The sequence below is a fragment of the Sphingosinicella sp. CPCC 101087 genome (assembly GCF_004151485.1).
Lineage (GTDB): Bacteria > Pseudomonadota > Alphaproteobacteria > Sphingomonadales > Sphingomonadaceae > Allosphingosinicella.
The window spans coordinates 262,344-278,523 of record NZ_SBFF01000003.1; the positions used below are offsets into that span (position 1 = coordinate 262,344).

Consider the following 16,180-nt stretch of genomic DNA (forward strand, 5'->3'; position numbering starts at 1 on the left):
TTCATCGCTTATCGGGCCGCCGTCGGCGTCGGTGGCGTGACGGGCGCCGCCGTCTCGCTTCGGGTCTTCCCGACCCAGACCCGCAGCAAGGCGAGCAGCAGGTCGATGTCGACCGGCTTGGCAATATAGTCGGAGGCACCCGCGGCGAGGCACTTCTGCCGGTCCCCCTTCATCGCCTTGGCGGTGACCGCGATCAGCGGCACGCGGGCCAGCGCCTGGCGCTGCCTGACCTGCTGGATGGTCTCGTAACCGTCCATCTCGGGCATCATGATATCGATGAGGGCGACGTCGATACCGGGGGTCTGTTCGAGAATGAGGATCCCGTCCTGACCTCGCTCGGCATGCAGCACCTCCACCTCGTAGCTCTCCAATACGCTGGTGAGTGAGTAGATGTTCCTGATATCGTCGTCGACGATCAGGATCCTGGCGCCGGCAAGCTCGGGAAGTTTGTGCGCGTGCTGCTGTGCGGGGTCCCCCTGCGGCCTTGCACGGCGGCGTTTCTTGCCGGTGCCGGCCTCCCGGCGGATCGCCTCGAATATCTGGGCCAGGTCGCGATCGTTGGCCGGTTTGCCGGTCACGCCGAACGCACCCATCGCCGTGACCGAGTCCAGCTCGTCCGCGCCCGAAATGACGTGAATCGGAATGTCGCGCGTGTCCGGATCGTGCTTGAGCAGGTCGAGCAGCACGAAGCCGTTGATGTCGTCCAGGCCGAGATCGAGGGTAATCCCGTCGGGCCGGAGCTTGCGCGCCATTGCCAGCGTGCCGGCCCCGGCCGTCGAAATGACGCCCTTGAGGCCGGCTTCGTGGGCGAGATCGAGCAGGATCGAGGCGAAAGTCACATCATCCTCGACGATCAGCACGAAGGGGTCGGTGTCCAGGTTGTCGCGATCGTCGTTGACCTCGATCGTCGCCGGCAGGGCCGACGGCACGGTGGCACCGCTATTCTCGTAGCGCGCGGTCGATCCGGGCACGGGGGGCGCCGCGATCGCCACGGTCTCGAGCGGAATGAACAGGGTGAAGGTGGAGCCCTCGCCCGGCTTGGATTTCACCTGCAGCTCGCCGCCGAGCAGCCGCGCAATCTCGCGGCTGATCGACAGGCCCAGACCGGTGCCCCCATATTTGCGGCTGGTCGTGGCGTCGGCCTGCTGGAAAGCCTCGAAGATCAGCTTTTGCTTGTCCTCGGGAATGCCGATCCCGGTATCGGTGACGGCGATCTCGATCGCCTGGTCGAAGTTGCGGAGGACCGGATGATTGCCGCTCCATCCCGCTTCGGCGCAGCGAGCTGCCAAGGTAACGCTGCCCTCGGCGGTGAACTTGAAGGCGTTGGAAAGGAGGTTGAGCACGATCTGCTGCAGCCGCTTCTCGTCGGTTCGGATCGCGGCGGGCAGATTGTCGGCAAAGTCGATTCGCAGCTCGAGCCCCTTGTCGGAAGCTAGCTGCCGGAAGGTCCGCTCCATGTGCTGCTTGAGGCTGCTCATCGGCATGTCGCCGATCTCGATCGAGATCGTGCCCGATTCGATCTTGGACAGGTCGAGTATGTCGTTGATCAGGTTGAGCAGGTCCGATCCGGCGGAATGGATGGTGCGGGCGAATTCGGTCTGCTTCTCGTTCAGGTTGCCCTGCGGATTGTCGGCGAGCAGCTTGGAGAGGATGAGCAGCGAATTGAGCGGCGTGCGCAGTTCGTGGCTCATATTGGCCAGGAATTCCGACTTGTATTTCGACGTCAAGGCGAGCTGCTCGGCCTTCTCCTCGATCGCGCGCCTGGCCATCTCGATCTCGAGATTTTTCGCCTCGACCTGCTTCTTCTCGTTTTCGAGGAGCTGGGCTTTCTCCTGCAGTTCCTCGTTCGTGGCGTGAAGCTCTTCCTGCTTGGTGGTGAGTTCGGTCTGGCGCGCCTGCAGCTCCTGGGTCAGGAGCTGGGACTGCTTCAACAGCCCTTCGGTCCGCATCGTCGCGGCGATCGTATTGAGCACGATGCCGACCGATTCCATCAGCTGGTTGAGGAAGCTCTGGTGGGTTTCGTTGAACTCGCTGAACGAGGCGAGCTCGATCACCGCCTTCACGTCGTCCTCGAACAAGGCCGGGAGGATATTGATGTTGGCCGGCGCGGCATGGCCGAGGCCGGAACCGATGCGGATGAAGTCGCCCGGCACGTTCTCGAGCAGGATCGGCCTCTTGTCGGCGGCCGCTTGGCCGACCAGGCCTTCGCGCAGGCCGAACTCGCGCTTCAGCGTCCCATGACTCTCCGCCCCGTAGCTGGCGACCAGCTCGAGCTTGGTCTCCTCCTCGTCGCGCTTGGTGACGTAGAAGACTCCATATTGAGCGTTCACCAGCGGCGCCAGCTCGGACATGATCAGGTTGGAGACGGTGGCCAGGTCGCGCTCGCCCTGCAGCATGCGCGAGAAGCGGGCGAGGTTGGTCTTCAACCAGTCCTGCTCCGCATTCTTCAAGGTCTGCTCCTTGAGGTTGCGGATCATCTCGTTGATCGTGTCCTTGAGGGCGGCCATCTCGCCCGACGCCTCGACCGCGATCGAACGGGTGAGATCCCCCTTGGTCACCGCTGTGGCCACGTCGGCGATCGAGCGCACCTGATTGGTCAGGTTGGCGGCGAGCTGGTTGACGTTGTCGGTAAGGTCGCGCCACAGGCCGGCGGCGCCGGGAACGCGCGCCTGGCCGCCCAGCCGGCCCTCGATCCCGACCTCGCGCGCCATGTTTGTGACCTGATCGCCGAAGGTCGACAGCGTCTCGATCATGAAGTTGATCGTTTCCGCGAGGGCGGCGATCTCGCCCTTCGCATCGACCGTCAGCTTGCGCTTGAGGTTGCCCTGCGCCACCGCAGTGACGACGTCGGCAATGCCGCGCACCTGGTTGGTCAGGTTGGTCGCCATCAGATTGACGTTCTCGGTGAGGTCTTTCCAGGTGCCGCCGACCCCGGGCACCTGCGCCTGGCCGCCGAGCTTGCCTTCGGTACCGACCTCGCGGGCGACGCGGGTCACCTCGGAAGCGAAGGCGTTGAGCTGGTCGACCATCACGTTGATCGTGTTCTTGAGCTCGAGGATCTCGCCCTTCACGTCGACGGTGATCTTCTTCGAAAGGTCGCCGCGCGCGACCGCGGTCGTCACTTCGGCGATGTTGCGGACCTGCCCAGTCAGGTTCTCGGCCATCAGGTTGACGTTGTCGGTAAGGTCCTTCCACGTGCCGGCGACGCCGCGCACCTGCGCCTGGCCGCCGAGCTTGCCCTCGGTGCCGACCTCGCGGGCGACACGGGTGACTTCCGAAGCGAACGAGTTGAGCTGGTCGACCATCGTGTTGATGGTCTGCTTGAGCTCGAGGATCTCGCCTTTCACGTCGACGGTGATCTTCTTGGAAAGATCGCCAAGTGCGACTGCCGTCGTCACCTCGGCGATGTTGCGGACCTGCCCGGTCAGGTTGGCAGCCATCGCGTTGACGTTGTCGGTGAGGTCCTTCCAGGTGCCGCCGACGCCTTCGACCTGGGCCTGTCCGCCGAGCTTGCCTTCCGACCCGACCTCGCGGGCGACGCGGGTGACCTCCGACGCGAACGAATTGAGCTGGTCCACCATCACGTTGATGGTGTTCTTCAGCTCGAGGATCTCGCCCTTCACGTCGACCGTGATCTTCTTCGAAAGGTCGCCGCGCGCGACGGCGGTGGTCACCTCGGCGATGTTGCGGACCTGCCCGGTCAGATTGCCCGCCATCAGGTTGACGTTGTCGGTGAGGTCTTTCCAGGTGCCGCCGACGCCCTCGACCTGGGCCTGTCCGCCGAGCTTGCCTTCCGACCCGACCTCGCGGGCCACGCGGGTCACCTCGGAGGCGAAGGCGTTGAGCTGATCCACCATCACGTTGATCGTGTTCTTGAGTTCGAGGATCTCGCCCTTCACGTCGACCGTGATCTTCTTCGAAAGGTCGCCGCGCGCGACGGCCGTCGTCACTTCGGCGATGTTGCGGACCTGCCCGGTAAGGTTGGCCGCCATCAGGTTGACGTTGTCGGTGAGGTCCTTCCAGGTGCCGCCGACGCCTTCGACCTGGGCCTGTCCGCCGAGCTTGCCCTCGGTGCCGACCTCGCGGGCGACGCGGGTCACCTCGGAGGCGAAGGCGTTGAGCTGGTCGACCATCACGTTGATCGTGTTCTTGAGCTCGAGGATCTCGCCCTTCACGTCGACCGTGATCTTCTTCGAAAGGTCGCCGCGCGCGACGGCGGTGGTCACTTCGGCGATGTTGCGGACCTGCCCGGTCAGGTTGTCCGCCATGAGGTTGACGTTGTCGGTGAGATCCTTCCAGGTGCCGCCGACCCCGGGCACCTGCGCCTGTCCGCCGAGCTTGCCTTCGGTGCCGACCTCGCGAGCGACGCGGGTCACCTCGGAAGCGAAGGCGTTGAGCTGGTCGACCATCACGTTGATCGTGTTCTTGAGCTCGAGGATCTCGCCCTTCACGTCGACCGTGATCTTCTTCGAAAGGTCGCCCGAGGCCACCGCGGTGGTCACCTCGGCGATGTTGCGGACCTGCCCGGTCAGGTTCTCGGCCATCAGGTTGACGTTGTCGGTAAGGTCCTTCCACGTGCCGGCGACGCCTTCGACCCGGGCCTGGCCGCCGAGCTTGCCCTCGGTGCCGACCTCGCGGGCGACACGGGTGACTTCCGACGCAAAGGAATTGAGCTGGTCGACCATCACGTTGATCGTGTTCTTGAGTTCGAGAATCTCCCCCTTCACCTCGACGGTGATCTTCTTGGACAGGTCGCCCGAGGCCACCGCGGTCGTCACCTCGGCGATGTTGCGGACCTGCCCGGTGAGATTGGTCGCCATCGCGTTGACGTTGTCGGTAAGATCCTTCCAGGTGCCGGCGACGCCCCTCACGTTCGCCTGGCCGCCGAGCTTGCCTTCCGTCCCGACCTCGCGGGCGACGCGGGTCACCTCCGAGGCGAACGAAGCGAGCTGCTCGACCATCGTATTGACGATCTTGCCGATCCTGAGGAATTCTCCCCGGAGCGGCCGCCCGTCAATCTCGACGGTCATCGACTGGGAGAGGTCGCCCTTGGCGACCGCGCCGATCACGCGGGCCACTTCGGCGGTCGGCTGGACCATGTCCTCGATCAGGTCGTTGAGCGCGCGCAGCTTCGTTTCCCAGCCGCCGGTGGCACCGCGGACGCGGCCGCGCTGGCTGATCTTGCCTTCCTTGCCGACGACGACGGAAAGCCGCTCGAACTCGTCGGTCATATTTTCTTCGAGGCTGACGACCTCGTTGAACAGACGGGCAATCTCGCCATCGGTTCCGGAAAGGTCCTCGGGAAGCCGTACCGAGAAGTCGCCGCGCCGGAAGCTGCGGAGCGCGCTTACCAATTGGCGCCGGTCGAGAAAATCGCGAGCCGAAACATCGTTCACGCAGCACTCCTTCGCGCGGTTCCCCCCGCCCGAAAGTCGAATGCCAAGCCCCCGCCCGGTTCGGCTTCCTTAGCAAGAAGGCGGCCGCCATGCCTAAGAAAAAGTTGGTTTACGATCTTGCGCGGGCTTGGGGTTGCACCCCCGTGTCAGCGGACTAGAAGGCGCTGCGGAACGGGTGGAACGACAAGGCCTGGGCAGCACCAGGGAAGGGATCGAACGCGTCGGGATGCCGTCGAAGCAGGAAGTCGCCAGCTTCATCCGCGCCACCTTCAGGTCGGTGTGGGCTCTGGAACTGCTCTGCTTCCTGAGGCAGCATCGGGACCGCAGCCTTACCCACGACGAGATGGTGACCGGGCTCAGGGGGAGCGATCTGGTGGTCACCCAGAGCGTCGAGGCACTGATCGCGGCTGGCTTGGTCCTGATCGAGTCGGACGGCTCCGCGCGCTATTCTCCCGCCAGCGAGGATCTCGACGAGTTGGCGGAGCGCGCCGAGGCGCTTTACGGGACGAGCCCCGATGCCGTGCGGCGAATGATCGTGGCCGCTGCCAATCCGGGCATCACCGCCTTCGCCGATTCCTTCAAGCTCAGAAAGGATTGAGGCGGTGACGGACTGGTTCCCCGCTCTGGTCTATCTCCTCTGCTTTCTGACGGGCGGCGCCTGCGCGGTTCTGCTGGCGCGCAATTACTGGCGCACCGGTGCCCGGGTTCTCTTGTGGAGCGCCTTGTGCTTCCTGCTGCTGGCGGGGAACAGTTTCGTGGTCATCCTGGACCTCCTGGTCATCAGGACGGTCGACTTCCGGCTCGTGCGGACCTTGTTGTCGCTGGGCGCGGTCGGCGTCCTTCTGTTCGGCTTCATCTGGGACCTGGAGGAATGACGTTGTTCGACTTCCTCTCGGGGGCGATCACGATGGGCTTCATCGTGTCGGGCTTGTTCTTCCTGCGCTTCTGGAAGCGGACGCATGAAGGCCTGTTCGTCGCGTTCGCGCTCGCCTTCTGGCTTCTCGGCCTCACCCAATGCCTGCTGACCTTCACCGACATCCCGGTGGAGGAGCGCAGCTGGCTCTACCTGCTCCGCCTCGCTGCTTTCCTGCTCATCCTCGTCTCGATCTGGCGAAAGAACCGCAAGGGATAGCGGTCCCGATCGGAACGTTTGTTGCTCTGTTCATCCTCTTCGCGTCATGATATAACATTAGCGGGAGGTGCTATATGCGACGAGATCTTCGTATCCATCCCTTCTCCTCGGCGGGACCGGATCCCGCCCCCGCAATGAACACGACTCCGCTGATCGACCTGATGTTGGTGTTGCTGGTCATGTTCATTGTCTCGGTCCCGATCGCCACCCATAAGGTGCCGCTCGATGCTCCCCCGCCGGGGCCCGGCACCGATCGCCCGGTTCATCGCCTCGACATAGACGCGGGCGGCAATCTTTCTTGGAACGGCCTGGCGATAAGCGACGGCCAGCTCGCGCAACGTCTCGGCGCGATGGCGGCCGACCCGACGATGCCCGAGCTTCATGTCGCTGCGGATGCGGAGACTCGATATGCGCGGGTGGACGCCATCCTGGCTGAGATCGCCCGCGCCGGCATCGACCGGATGGGGTTGGTCGGCAACGAACGCTTCGCGCGGATGATGGATTGAAGCTGAGCGGCCGGTCCCCGCCGAGGCGGGGCCGGCCTCTCAGCCCTTGTTACCAGCGATCGCGCCAGCGCCGTCCGTCCCAATAACGATTGTCGTATCGGCCGTACCAGCGTCGGTCGTCGCGCAGGTCGCGGCGGAACTCGCGACGCGCTTCGCGCAGGTCGCGGCGACAATCGCGCAATTCGCGACGATATTCACGGCGACTGTCGGCGCGCCGCAGGTCGCGACGGCAGTCGCGCTGGGCTCTGCGAACGTCGCGTCGATATTCGCGATAGTCGCCCCGGTCATAATAGCCGCCGCGCCATTGGGCGCTGGCGCTGCTGCCTGGAAGGGCAGGAATGGCGAGCAGGCCAGCCGCGGCAACGGCGGCGGTGATGAGGATACGCATGGCTTCGACTCCCTCTACACGGGTGAACAACGGACATAAGCTACGCCTCGTTGCATGAACCCAAAGCTACGTTGCGTTCACCTTCCGTTTACCTTCCTGCGTCTCCGAGGCCGATCGATCATCGGCAGCGAATGCCGCCCCGCTCGATCTCCCGGCCGGCTAGCGCGCCGGCGGCGCCGCCCAGCACTGTGCCGAGGGTGCGCTCGCGTCCGCCATCCAGTTCGCGGCCCAGCAATGCGCCTACCGCGGCGCCGACGATCAGGCCCGTTGTTCCGTCGCTGCGGCGGCAGTGGTAACGCCCGTCCTCCCCGCGCCAAACGACATCGCGCGCGCCGAGCGCACGATCCTTGGCTCGGCGGCCGTGGGCCGGTGCCCATGGCGGCGGATCGGCCAACGCGGGCGCGATTGGAAGGCAAAGTGCGAGCGCGGCGGCGGCGCAAGCGAAGGTTTTCATCGACACATACTCCTGAACAAGCGGCACTGGATGGTTATCCGGAACGATCCTAGCGCTCCCCGGAGCCGGCGGCAGCCGCCGCCTGACACCGGCACCGGCTTCCCGTCGCTCGGACGGGTCGGTTCGCCGCGCCCGGTGCCCCCGGAGTCAGATCCGCTCCATTGCGGGCCGAACCCCTTCGATCGGCAACGGGCGGATCGTCGCCCTGCCTCTGGCCGGCTCGGAACGCGAAGGCGCATCCTTATTGCCGCGCGCAAACATCCCTCCCCGATTGGGCCAGCGGCAGGTGCCGGACTGCGGCGCGAGGATTTCAGCCTGGGCGCATACATCTGTGGAAAAGTGGGGATTCCTCTTCGACATCGGCGCCCGCTGTCCTTAGTCTCCGGCGCGTGGATCCTTCCGACGAACCCTTCGAAACGAGTGGCGATCATGCGCCGCCCGCGCGCGAGGGCGAGCGGCTGACGCTCGACCTGGACGGCTGGGAGGGACCGCTCGACCTCCTCCTCACCCTGGCGCGGGCGCAGAAGGTCGACCTGTCGAAAATCTCCATCCTTGCCTTGGTCGAGCAATATCTCGCCTTCATCGCCGATGCGAAGAAGCTCCGGCTCGAGATCGCGGCCGATTATCTCGTGATGGCGGCCTGGCTGGCTTATCTCAAATCCTGCCTGCTGCTGCCCAAGGATCCCGAGGTCGAGCCCGGCCCGGAGGAACTCGCACTGCGCCTTCAGCTCAGGCTGCAGCGACTCCAGGCGATGCGCGAGGCGGGGGCAAGGCTGGTCGGCGGGGATCGACTGGGCCGTGACGTTTTCACCCGCGGCAAGCCGGAGGGGCTGAAGGTCGTGCGCCGCGCCGCCTGGACCACGGACCTTTACGACCTGATCTCCGCCTATGGCATCGTGCGGGCGCGCAGCGAGCCGACGGTTCACATCGTCGCCCGTCGCCCCGTTATGACGCTGGACGAGGCGATCCATCGGGTGGAGCGGATGCTTGGACTGCGGATGGAGTGGACGGCGCTCGAAAGCTTCCTCCCTGAGACTCAGGACCCGGAATTCCGTCGGTCGGCGCTCGCGTCGAGCTTCCTCGCCATGCTCGAGCTGGCACGGCTCGGGAAGGTAGAGCTAGACCAGGCCGACACCTTCTCTCCGCTGTACGTAAGGGCTGCCTGATGAGGGAGCTTTCCGATCCGGTGCGCGCCGTCGAGGCCACCCTGTTTGCCGCCGAAGAACCGCTCAGCGTCGACGACATTGCCGCTTATGTCGGAACAAGCGTGGACGTGAAGGCGGCTCTCGCCGAGCTCGAGGCCCATTATGCCGGACGCGGCATCGAGCTGGTCGAAAGGGGACGGCGCTGGCATTTCCAGACGGCAGCCGATCTTGCCCACATCCTGCGGCGTGAGCGTGAGGAAAGCCGCAAGCTGTCCCGGGCGGCGGTCGAGACGCTGGCCATCATCGCCTATCACGAGCCGGTAAGCCGCGCCGAGATAGAGGCGATTCGCGGCGTGCAGATTTCCAAGGGCACGCTCGACGTGCTGATGGAGGCGGGATGGGTCCGGCCGGCCGGCCGGCGCGAGGTTCCGGGCCGTCCTCTCACGTTCGCGACCACACAGGAATTCCTGTCTCACTTCGGCCTGAAGAGCCGGCGAGATCTTCCCGGGATCGATGATCTCAAGGCAGCGGGCCTGCTGGACCCGGTCGATACGGCGCTCGAACGCCTCGGACTCGAAGGCGAGGACGAGGCGGAACTGGAAACAGACGGCGAGGACGCCTAGGGTACGGACTCGCGATCGGCAAGTCCGCCAGCGCCTTGTGGGTCGGCCGGAGAAGGCCGCTGGACGGCGTCGCCTGCTTGCGTGTAACATCCGGCTACGCGCCGGCGCTGCGCTCCTTGCCGACGGCCTTTCCGGCCGATCACGGCCATTGCCGATTGCGAGTCCGGACCCTAGATTCGCTTCGACATCGGGAGAATTCACATGGGTGGTTTCAGCCTCTGGCATTGGCTCATCGTCGGCCTCGTCATCTTGCTTCTGTTCGGCAAGGGACGATTCTCCGACATGATGGGCGATGTCGCCAAGGGCCTAAAGAGCTTCAAGAAGGGCATGAGCGAGGACGACGAGCCGGCGCCGCGCCGGCTCCCGGACGAGCGCGCGGTCGAGCCCGGGCCGGTCCCGCGGCCGGAGGCACCGGCCGCCGAGCGGGGCTCCGCCTCCGAAGCCGACCGTCACTAGTCCCGGCTCGGCCTCTTAGTTCCGCGCGGCCAGGATGTTTGGCATCGATTCCGGCGAGCTGTTGATCATCGCGGTGATCGCCCTGGTGGTGATCGGGCCCAAGGATCTTCCGCGCGCAATGCGTACGATCGGCAATTTCGTCGGCCGGGCGCGTGGCATGGCGCGCCACTTCCGTTCCGGCTTCGATGCGATGATGCGCGAGGCGGAACTCGAGGAGATGGAGAAGAAGTGGCGGGCCGACAATGAGCGCATCATGCGCGAGCATCCGCAGATGCCCGCCGCGGAGAGCGGCGACAGCGGCTGGGGCAAGCCTGCTCCCGAAACCTACGGACCGACCCAGCCGGTGCCGCCCACGCCTCCGGGCCCGGAGGCCCTGTCGGGCGGGGCATCCCCGACGCCGCCCGGGGCCCGGCCGACTCCCCCTCCCGAGGAGCGGCCATGAGCGAGCGCGATCCGGCCGAGCCGGTTGAGGATGTCGACGCATCCAAGGCGCCGTTGCTCGACCATCTGATCGAGCTGCGACGGCGGCTGTTGTGGAGCTTCGCCGCGGTTGCGGCTTCGTTCGCCGTCTGCCTCTATTTCGCGCGGCCCATTTTCGGCTTCCTGGTCCAGCCGCTGCTTGCGGCGGGGCAGGATCGGCTGATCTACACCGCCGTGTTCGAGGCGTTCTTCGTGGAGATCAAGGTCGCGTTCTTCGCGGCGCTGATGCTCTCCTTCCCGTTCGTCGCCAACCAGCTGTGGCAGTTCGTGGCCCCCGGGCTCTATTCGAAGGAGAAGCGGGCTTTCCTTCCCTTCCTCCTCCTGACTCCCTTTCTTTTCCTGCTTGGGGCCGCGCTCGCTTATTACGTAGCGATGCCGGTCGCGCTCCATTTCCTGCTGGGCTTCGAGGGCAATATTGCGGGTGTCCAGCAGGACGCTCTCCCGGGGGTTGGTAACTATCTGAGCTTCGTCACGCGCTTCATCTTCGGATTCGGAGTCGCCTTTCTGCTTCCGGTGCTGCTCATGCTGCTCGAACGGGCCGGTCTGGTCACCCGCAACCAGCTCAAGAGCGGACGGCGCTATGCGATTGTCGTCGCCTTCGTCATCGCCGCCGTCCTCACCCCGCCGGACGTCATCTCGCAGCTTCTGCTCGCCATCCCGCTGGTGCTGCTCTACGAAGTCTCGCTCGTCGCGATCTGGTTCACCGAACGCCGGCGCGCACGAGAGGCAGCGAGGCCGCCCGTCTAGCCGGAGGCCCGCTTTCGCTGGCGGGCCGGTATAAAAAGGGCGCCGCCCGAAGGCGGCGCCTCGAACTTGTTGCGCGCTTCAGCGGATCAGATCTCTTCGTCGACCTCGTTGGCCACCGATTCGACGTCCTCGCCGGCGCCGCGAACGGTGTTGCAGGCTGAAAGCACCAGGCCGCTCGATACCGCGACGATCATTAGAAGCTTCTTCACCATGACGGCTCTCCTTGGCAGCCCGGCCACTATCAGGCGGGCTGGACGCGGGTAAAAAGCCCGCCGCATGGCGATTGTTCCGTGGCCGGCAAGTGCCCGCACGCGCCGATGACCAGCGGCGGATCTAGACGGCGGATGTCGGATAGAAGTTGGGCCCGGAAGCGCTACCGGGGGGGGGGAGGTAAGCGCATCCGGACCCATGTTCTGGATAGCGAGAGCGGGGGGGCAAAAGGTCACTATCCGAACCCCAAAACGAGATAGCCCGCGAGCGGTTCCGCGCGTCGCCAAATTTTTTTCCGGACCCGCCGATCGTGCAACCGCGCGCTCCCGCGGCCGGTTGGTGCAGGGAAGGAGACTCTGGATGTCGAAGCCGCCCAAGACGCCCCCGCACTCGGACATGGAGGGTGTCGATCAGGACGAGATGAGGAATGTGGACGTCGCGAGCGACAAGGGCCAGGATGCTGCCGATCTCGCGCAGGCGCGGAAGGAATCGAAGGGCCGTCCGGAATATAGTCCCGACGAGCCGAACCCTGACGACCGAAGCCGCTAGGCCCTAGTCTTCGCCGCGCTCCACGACGGCGATCACCACCGAATAGCGGCCGCTCTCGGGAGCGCGGTCGAGCGCCGACCGAAGCTGGCGGGCCAGCCCCGTGATGATCCGCTCGAAGCGGTCCGACAAGCCCGGGTCGCGGTGGCCGTCGCCGGCGAGGCTGTCCACCTCGATCGACAGTCGGGCACTTCCCGGGGCGCCGCCCTCCAGCATGATCGACACCAAAGCGGCGCCGCTCAGCATGCCGAATTCGGTGATCTCGGTGACCAGGAAGGCGACGGACACGGCCACGTCCTGCGTGACGTAATAGGGCCCTATGGCGAGCCGGATCTGCATTCCGGACGCGCCGGCCGGCGCGGTGGCGCGCAGGTTCGCGGCGAGCTCGGAAATGAGCGGTTTCAGCGCGACGCCGCGATTTTCCTCGAGCTCCGCATAATGATTGCGGTGAACGACCGCGAGCGCGTCGACGCGGCGCTGGATCGACGCATAAGCGGCTGCGGCCTCCTCGCTCGAGCTGCCGCGCGAGTGTAGGTTGAGCAGCGATGCCACCACCTGAAGATTGTTCTTCACCCGGTGGTGGACCTCGCGCACCAGCCGGGTCTGCCGCTCTACCGCTTCTTCGAGTTCCGCCTCATGCCGAGCAACGGTTCGGGTAACTTCGTCGAACGCCGCGCCCAATTCGCCGATCTCGCGGGCAGGCGACTTCAGCGCTGGAAGCTCCAGCGGGCGCTCCCCCGGGCGGTAGGAGGAGACGACGCGCTGGATCGTCGCCAGCGGCCGAAGAAGCTGCCAGTTCACGATCCACCACCCGATCAGGCCGGCGGCGATCCACATCATCACCGGCAGGAGGATCACGAGCACGTCGATGGGCCGGATCGGCACGGCGCCGAGCGTTATCCGGAGCATGAGCCGCCCATCCGCAATCGGTGCGGCGTCGCTCACCGTTCGAACGAAGGGAACTGGCCTATAGTCCTCGCGCAGGAGCATCCTGCGCCCCCCGCCGGTGAGTTCCAGGTTGAAGTCGGCACGCGTGCCCGGGATGTAGGAGAGGGTCCCCAGCGAATCGCGGCTGAATTCGGCGATGGCTTCGACCGTGCCATTCTCGTTGAACAAGGCCAGGTGAAGCGTCTGGCCGTCGCGGGAGATCTCGAAGCTCTGTCCGCTCTGGTCGGGACCTGCGGGTGTCGGCGGCGTGAAGCCCTCCGTGGCGCAGCGAAGCCGGCCGTTCGGCCCGTGCAGCGCATAGCGGCCCGGTGCCAGCTGGAGGCTCGCCAGCCGGATCAGAAGTCGTTCGCAAATGGGGCTGTCGGCGGGCGCGGCGGCCACGGCTGCGCTCGCGGCCCGCATCGTCCCGATGCTTCGCTCCAGCAGCTCGTCTAGTCGCTCGGCCTTGTCGTTCAGTCTCGCCAGTGTCTGCTCGGCGCGCTGAGCGCTGTTCTCGCGAGCGCTGTAGACCGAGGAGATAATGGCGATGATGCCCAGCGGGAGAAGAGCGAGGCTCAAGATGAGCAACATCTTCGGGCCGCTTGCGAGCCCGCTCCAGCGCGTGCTCAGCCAGCCCGTTCGCTCGTCGCTCAATCCCTCGTCATTGCCGGATAGAGTCAAGGGCCGCGGCCCTAGCCGAGCTTGCCGAGCAGATCGAGCATTTCCGGGGGTATGTCCTCCTCGACCATCCGCTCGTAGGCGGAGCGGAGAGCGTCGCCGACTTCGCCGTCGGCCCGCTTCTTTGTTGTGCGGTGAGATGTCGTGATGGGCGGCTCGCTCTCGGATTGGGGTTTGCGCCGGCGACGGCCTTCCCGTTCGTCTTGAAAGCTCAAGATCTCATACCCCTCACGGCCCGCAGCGCCGCGCCCGCAGCCTTGGTCCAGTTGCAAGATCAGCCCTCGTGCGCTGTCCCGCCGACAGTCATCGGTTATGGCGGACCCGCATAATGGCCCCGCGTCCCGATTGAAACAAAAAAGTCCCCCGATGGTTCCACCCTCATGCGAGGACGGGGGCGGGGCTCTTTTTGCGCCGTTTCCGGACACGTTCATCCTCGTCTATCGGGCTTGCATTGGGGCGTCTCGTACTCAATAGCTCGAAGGAACCGCAAAAGGAGTCTCTGGAATGTCGCTCGGTGACGAACTGAAGCCGCATCTTCCCTTTCTACGCCGCTATGCGCGGGCCCTGACAGGCAGTCAGACCCATGGCGATAATTTCGTTCGAGCGACGCTTGAGGCCATCGTCGCGGCGCCGGAGGCGTTTCCGCGGGACGTCGATCCGCGGCTCGGCCTCTACCGGACCTTTCACGCCATCTGGTCCTCGGCCAACATCGAGGAGCAGCCCGGCCACCGGGACATGAACGATTCGGAAGGCATCGCCCAGGCGCGGCTTTCCCGGATCACGCCGCTGTCGCGCCAGGCGCTCCTGCTCACGGCCATGGAGGGCTTCACGCCCGAAGACGCCGGCTTCCTTATCGGCGCCGCGCCGGACGAGGTGGAGAACCTGGTTGCCGAGGCGCTGACCGAAATCGAGCGGCAGACCCGGGCCGAGGTGCTGATCATCGAAGACGAGCCGATCATCGCCATGGACATCGAGACCATCGTGCGGGACCTCGGTCATACCGTCACCGGCGTGGCAGTCACCCGCGATGAGGCCGTCCAGCAGGCGATGGCCCGCAGGCCGAGCCTGGTCCTCGCCGATATCCAGCTGGCCGACGACAGCTCGGGCATCGACGCAGTCAAGGACATATTGCAGCAGTTCAAAGTCCCGGTGATCTTCATCACCGCCTTCCCCGAGCGCCTGCTCACCGGAGAGCGTCCGGAGCCCACCTTCCTCATCACCAAGCCGTTCCAGCGCTCGACCGTCAAGGCGCAGATCGCCCAGGCATTGTTCTTCGACACGGCCACGGTTCCCGCCTGAATGCGGAACCGGCGTGCAGGGCGCGCGTTCCTCAACTGAAACGAATGGAACCGAAGGGACAGCGGCGGCGAGAATGGACGAAGATCCCGAGCATATCACTACGACCGAAGCCCGGGCGGGTACGACTCCCCACATGACTCGTTACGTGCTCGTGTGGGGTATCGGCCTTGTCGTCGTCGCCTTCCTTATCCTGTTGTTTATCTGGCGTTGAAACCTATCTTGAACGGCGCAACGATGCCCTCCGGCATCGCATTGCAGCCGTCGTCGCGTCGTGTATCGGAGGGGCTTGGTTGATGGTGGGCGGCAGGCCTGCAGTGCACGAAAAGGGCCGAGGCGACGGGGCGGAAACCGTTCCGCTGTCGGATCCCGAGTTTAAGGATCAGCTCGCCCAGGTCATTCCGCACCTGCGCGCCTTCGGGCGTTCGCTCTCGGGCAGCAGAGACCTCGCCGACGACTTGGTTCAGGAGACCCTGCTCAAGGCATGGGCGGCGCGCAAGCGCTTCCAGGCGGGCACCAACATGCGCGCCTGGACCTTCATCATCCTGAGGAACCTCTTCCTCTCCCAAATGCGCCGCGCTCGGTTCAAGGGCGAATGGGACGAGATAACGGCCTCGAAGCTGCTGGCGGCCCCGGCGAGCCAGGACCGCCATATTGAGCTTTCGGACATGCAAAGGGCACTTCTCCATCTGCCGCAGCCTCAACGCGAGGCGCTGATCCTGGTCGGGGCCGGCGGCTTCGCTTATGAGGAAGCGGCGGAGATTTGCGGCTGCGCGGTCGGTACGATCAAGAGCCGTGTCGCCCGCGGTCGCGTCGCGCTGGAGGCGCTGATGACCGAGGGCAAGCTGCCGTCGCGCCGGGAGCATGTGACCGGGGAAGCGTCGGCTCTCCAGAGCATCATGAGCGAGGTGGACGAACTCAGTCGGGACCGCGACCCGGAAGCGCGCGGCGAGCCATGAGCTTCACTTCAGCTGATCGAGCAGGTCTTCGAATTTCCTGAGCGACCGCGTTTCCGAATCCATGAGAAAGGCGTGCCGAAGGGCATCGCCGACGCCGGCATGGACGGTGGGCGGAGCCACCTTCACGAAACGGCGGGCGGACCAGTGCGACAAGGCTTCTCTGCTCGAATTCTGCTTTTCCACGAGGCATTAACGTACACTATTGGCGACGGTTGCAAATGTTGCGCCGGGTGAACG

The 16,180-nt window shown here is 65.3% G+C and carries 20 protein-coding genes; 13 read left to right on the top strand and 7 right to left on the bottom strand.

All coding sequences use genetic code 11. The features are described from left to right. Window positions 1–8: 8 nt before the first annotated feature. On the bottom strand, window positions 9–5,396 hold the full coding sequence (locus tag EKM57_RS06505) for a HAMP domain-containing protein (protein ID WP_129791668.1): 5,388 nt from the start codon (window positions 5,394–5,396) through the stop codon (window positions 9–11). A gap of 226 nt (window positions 5,397–5,622) precedes the next feature. On the opposite strand from EKM57_RS06505, the gene EKM57_RS06510 reads away from it, so the two are divergent. From EKM57_RS06510 to EKM57_RS06525, 4 genes are all read left to right on the top strand, one after another. Next, window positions 5,623–5,994, top strand: a complete 372-nt coding sequence (locus tag EKM57_RS06510; protein WP_129791820.1) for a hypothetical protein — start codon at window positions 5,623–5,625, stop codon at window positions 5,992–5,994. Window positions 5,995–5,998: 4 nt separating this feature from the next. After that, window positions 5,999–6,271, top strand: a complete 273-nt coding sequence (locus tag EKM57_RS06515; RefSeq protein ID WP_129791669.1) for a DUF5985 family protein — start codon at window positions 5,999–6,001, stop codon at window positions 6,269–6,271. Next, complete coding sequence (locus EKM57_RS06520; protein WP_165357223.1) at window positions 6,268–6,528, top strand: DUF5985 family protein; 261 nt, start codon at window positions 6,268–6,270, stop codon at window positions 6,526–6,528. The genes EKM57_RS06515 and EKM57_RS06520 overlap by 4 nt, the downstream gene beginning before the upstream one ends. Window positions 6,529–6,602: 74 nt before the next feature. Then, entirely contained in the window at window positions 6,603–7,034 is a 432-nt protein-coding gene (locus EKM57_RS06525) for a biopolymer transporter ExbD (RefSeq protein ID WP_243450915.1), read from the top strand. A gap of 49 nt (window positions 7,035–7,083) precedes the next feature. On the opposite strand, the gene EKM57_RS06530 is transcribed toward EKM57_RS06525, so the two are convergent. Then, window positions 7,084–7,422: a hypothetical protein gene (locus EKM57_RS06530; RefSeq protein WP_206185320.1), complete on the bottom strand. Its 339-nt coding sequence runs from the start codon at window positions 7,420–7,422 to the stop codon at window positions 7,084–7,086. A 118-nt stretch (window positions 7,423–7,540) separates the two neighbouring features. Continuing rightward, entirely contained in the window at window positions 7,541–7,876 is a 336-nt protein-coding gene (locus tag EKM57_RS06535) for a glycine zipper 2TM domain-containing protein (RefSeq protein ID WP_129791670.1), read from the bottom strand. A gap of 389 nt (window positions 7,877–8,265) precedes the next feature. Between EKM57_RS06535 and EKM57_RS06540 the strand changes: the two genes are divergently transcribed. The 5 genes from EKM57_RS06540 to tatC all read left to right on the top strand — a co-directional run bounded on the left by EKM57_RS06540 (window position 8,266) and on the right by tatC (window position 11,327). Continuing rightward, window positions 8,266–9,042 carry a ScpA family protein gene (locus tag EKM57_RS06540; RefSeq protein ID WP_129791671.1) on the top strand — a complete coding sequence of 259 codons (777 nt, stop codon included), beginning with the start codon at window positions 8,266–8,268 and terminating at the stop codon, window positions 9,040–9,042. Further along, window positions 9,039–9,644: an SMC-Scp complex subunit ScpB gene (scpB, locus tag EKM57_RS06545; RefSeq protein ID WP_129791672.1), complete on the top strand. Its 606-nt coding sequence runs from the start codon at window positions 9,039–9,041 to the stop codon at window positions 9,642–9,644. The genes EKM57_RS06540 and scpB overlap by 4 nt, the downstream gene beginning before the upstream one ends. 201 nt (window positions 9,645–9,845) lie before the next feature. Continuing rightward, window positions 9,846–10,100 carry a twin-arginine translocase TatA/TatE family subunit gene (locus tag EKM57_RS06550; protein WP_129791673.1) on the top strand — a complete coding sequence of 85 codons (255 nt, stop codon included), beginning with the start codon at window positions 9,846–9,848 and terminating at the stop codon, window positions 10,098–10,100. A gap of 34 nt (window positions 10,101–10,134) precedes the next feature. Continuing rightward, window positions 10,135–10,542, top strand: coding sequence for a Sec-independent protein translocase protein TatB (gene tatB / locus EKM57_RS06555; protein ID WP_129791674.1), 408 nt, complete (start codon window positions 10,135–10,137; stop codon window positions 10,540–10,542). Then, entirely contained in the window at window positions 10,539–11,327 is a 789-nt protein-coding gene (gene tatC, locus EKM57_RS06560) for a twin-arginine translocase subunit TatC (protein ID WP_129791675.1), read from the top strand. Before tatB ends, tatC begins: the two co-directional genes overlap by 4 nt. Window positions 11,328–11,413: 86 nt before the next feature. Here tatC and EKM57_RS06565 read toward each other — a convergent pair whose 3' ends face one another. After that, entirely contained in the window at window positions 11,414–11,539 is a 126-nt protein-coding gene (locus tag EKM57_RS06565; RefSeq protein ID WP_129791676.1) for an entericidin A/B family lipoprotein, read from the bottom strand. 358 nt (window positions 11,540–11,897) lie between these two features. On the opposite strand from EKM57_RS06565, the gene EKM57_RS06570 reads away from it, so the two are divergent. Then, complete coding sequence (locus EKM57_RS06570) at window positions 11,898–12,086, top strand: hypothetical protein (RefSeq protein WP_129791677.1); 189 nt, start codon at window positions 11,898–11,900, stop codon at window positions 12,084–12,086. 3 nt (window positions 12,087–12,089) lie between these two features. On the opposite strand, the gene EKM57_RS06575 is transcribed toward EKM57_RS06570, so the two are convergent. After that, a complete protein-coding gene (locus EKM57_RS06575) occupies window positions 12,090–13,664 on the bottom strand; it encodes a sensor histidine kinase (RefSeq protein ID WP_129791678.1) in 1,575 nt (524 codons plus the stop codon). Window positions 13,665–13,702: 38 nt separating this feature from the next. Further along, the gene (locus tag EKM57_RS06580) at window positions 13,703–13,903 is read right to left on the bottom strand and encodes a NepR family anti-sigma factor (RefSeq protein ID WP_129791679.1); all 201 of its coding nucleotides are present in this window, start codon (window positions 13,901–13,903) and stop codon (window positions 13,703–13,705) included. Between the two features lie 289 nt (window positions 13,904–14,192). Between EKM57_RS06580 and EKM57_RS06585 the strand changes: the two genes are divergently transcribed. From EKM57_RS06585 to EKM57_RS06590, 3 genes are all read left to right on the top strand, one after another. Further along, window positions 14,193–14,987, top strand: coding sequence for a response regulator (locus EKM57_RS06585; RefSeq protein WP_129791680.1), 795 nt, complete (start codon window positions 14,193–14,195; stop codon window positions 14,985–14,987). A 73-nt stretch (window positions 14,988–15,060) separates the two neighbouring features. Then, window positions 15,061–15,198, top strand: a complete 138-nt coding sequence (locus EKM57_RS22150; protein ID WP_206185322.1) for a hypothetical protein — start codon at window positions 15,061–15,063, stop codon at window positions 15,196–15,198. 82 nt (window positions 15,199–15,280) lie between these two features. Continuing rightward, window positions 15,281–15,943 (top strand): sigma-70 family RNA polymerase sigma factor, encoded by a 663-nt coding sequence (locus EKM57_RS06590; protein WP_129791681.1) that lies wholly within the window; start codon window positions 15,281–15,283, stop codon window positions 15,941–15,943. 3 nt (window positions 15,944–15,946) lie between these two features. Here EKM57_RS06590 and EKM57_RS06595 read toward each other — a convergent pair whose 3' ends face one another. After that, window positions 15,947–16,126, bottom strand: coding sequence for a hypothetical protein (locus EKM57_RS06595; protein ID WP_129791682.1), 180 nt, complete (start codon window positions 16,124–16,126; stop codon window positions 15,947–15,949). Window positions 16,127–16,180 lie beyond the last annotated feature (54 nt).

Excerpts from the sequence above, each read along its gene's own strand:
- EKM57_RS06510 (WP_129791820.1), top strand. The coding sequence starts at position 5,623 with ATGCCGTCGAAGCAGGAAGTCGCCAGCTTCATCCGCGCCACCTTCAGG.
- EKM57_RS06520 (WP_165357223.1), top strand. The coding sequence starts at position 6,268 with ATGACGTTGTTCGACTTCCTCTCGGGGGCGATCACGATGGGCTTCATC.
- EKM57_RS06525 (WP_243450915.1), top strand. The coding sequence starts at position 6,603 with ATGCGACGAGATCTTCGTATCCATCCCTTCTCCTCGGCGGGACCGGAT.
- EKM57_RS06530 (WP_206185320.1), bottom strand. The coding sequence starts at position 7,422 with ATGCGTATCCTCATCACCGCCGCCGTTGCCGCGGCTGGCCTGCTCGCC.
- EKM57_RS06535 (WP_129791670.1), bottom strand. The coding sequence starts at position 7,876 with ATGAAAACCTTCGCTTGCGCCGCCGCCGCGCTCGCACTTTGCCTTCCA.
- EKM57_RS06550 (WP_129791673.1), top strand. The coding sequence starts at position 9,846 with ATGGGTGGTTTCAGCCTCTGGCATTGGCTCATCGTCGGCCTCGTCATC.
- tatB (WP_129791674.1), top strand. The coding sequence starts at position 10,135 with ATGTTTGGCATCGATTCCGGCGAGCTGTTGATCATCGCGGTGATCGCC.
- tatC (WP_129791675.1), top strand. The coding sequence starts at position 10,539 with ATGAGCGAGCGCGATCCGGCCGAGCCGGTTGAGGATGTCGACGCATCC.
- EKM57_RS06565 (WP_129791676.1), bottom strand. The coding sequence starts at position 11,539 with ATGGTGAAGAAGCTTCTAATGATCGTCGCGGTATCGAGCGGCCTGGTG.
- EKM57_RS06570 (WP_129791677.1), top strand. The coding sequence starts at position 11,898 with ATGTCGAAGCCGCCCAAGACGCCCCCGCACTCGGACATGGAGGGTGTC.
- EKM57_RS06585 (WP_129791680.1), top strand. The coding sequence starts at position 14,193 with ATGTCGCTCGGTGACGAACTGAAGCCGCATCTTCCCTTTCTACGCCGC.
- EKM57_RS22150 (WP_206185322.1), top strand. The coding sequence starts at position 15,061 with ATGGACGAAGATCCCGAGCATATCACTACGACCGAAGCCCGGGCGGGT.
- EKM57_RS06590 (WP_129791681.1), top strand. The coding sequence starts at position 15,281 with ATGGTGGGCGGCAGGCCTGCAGTGCACGAAAAGGGCCGAGGCGACGGG.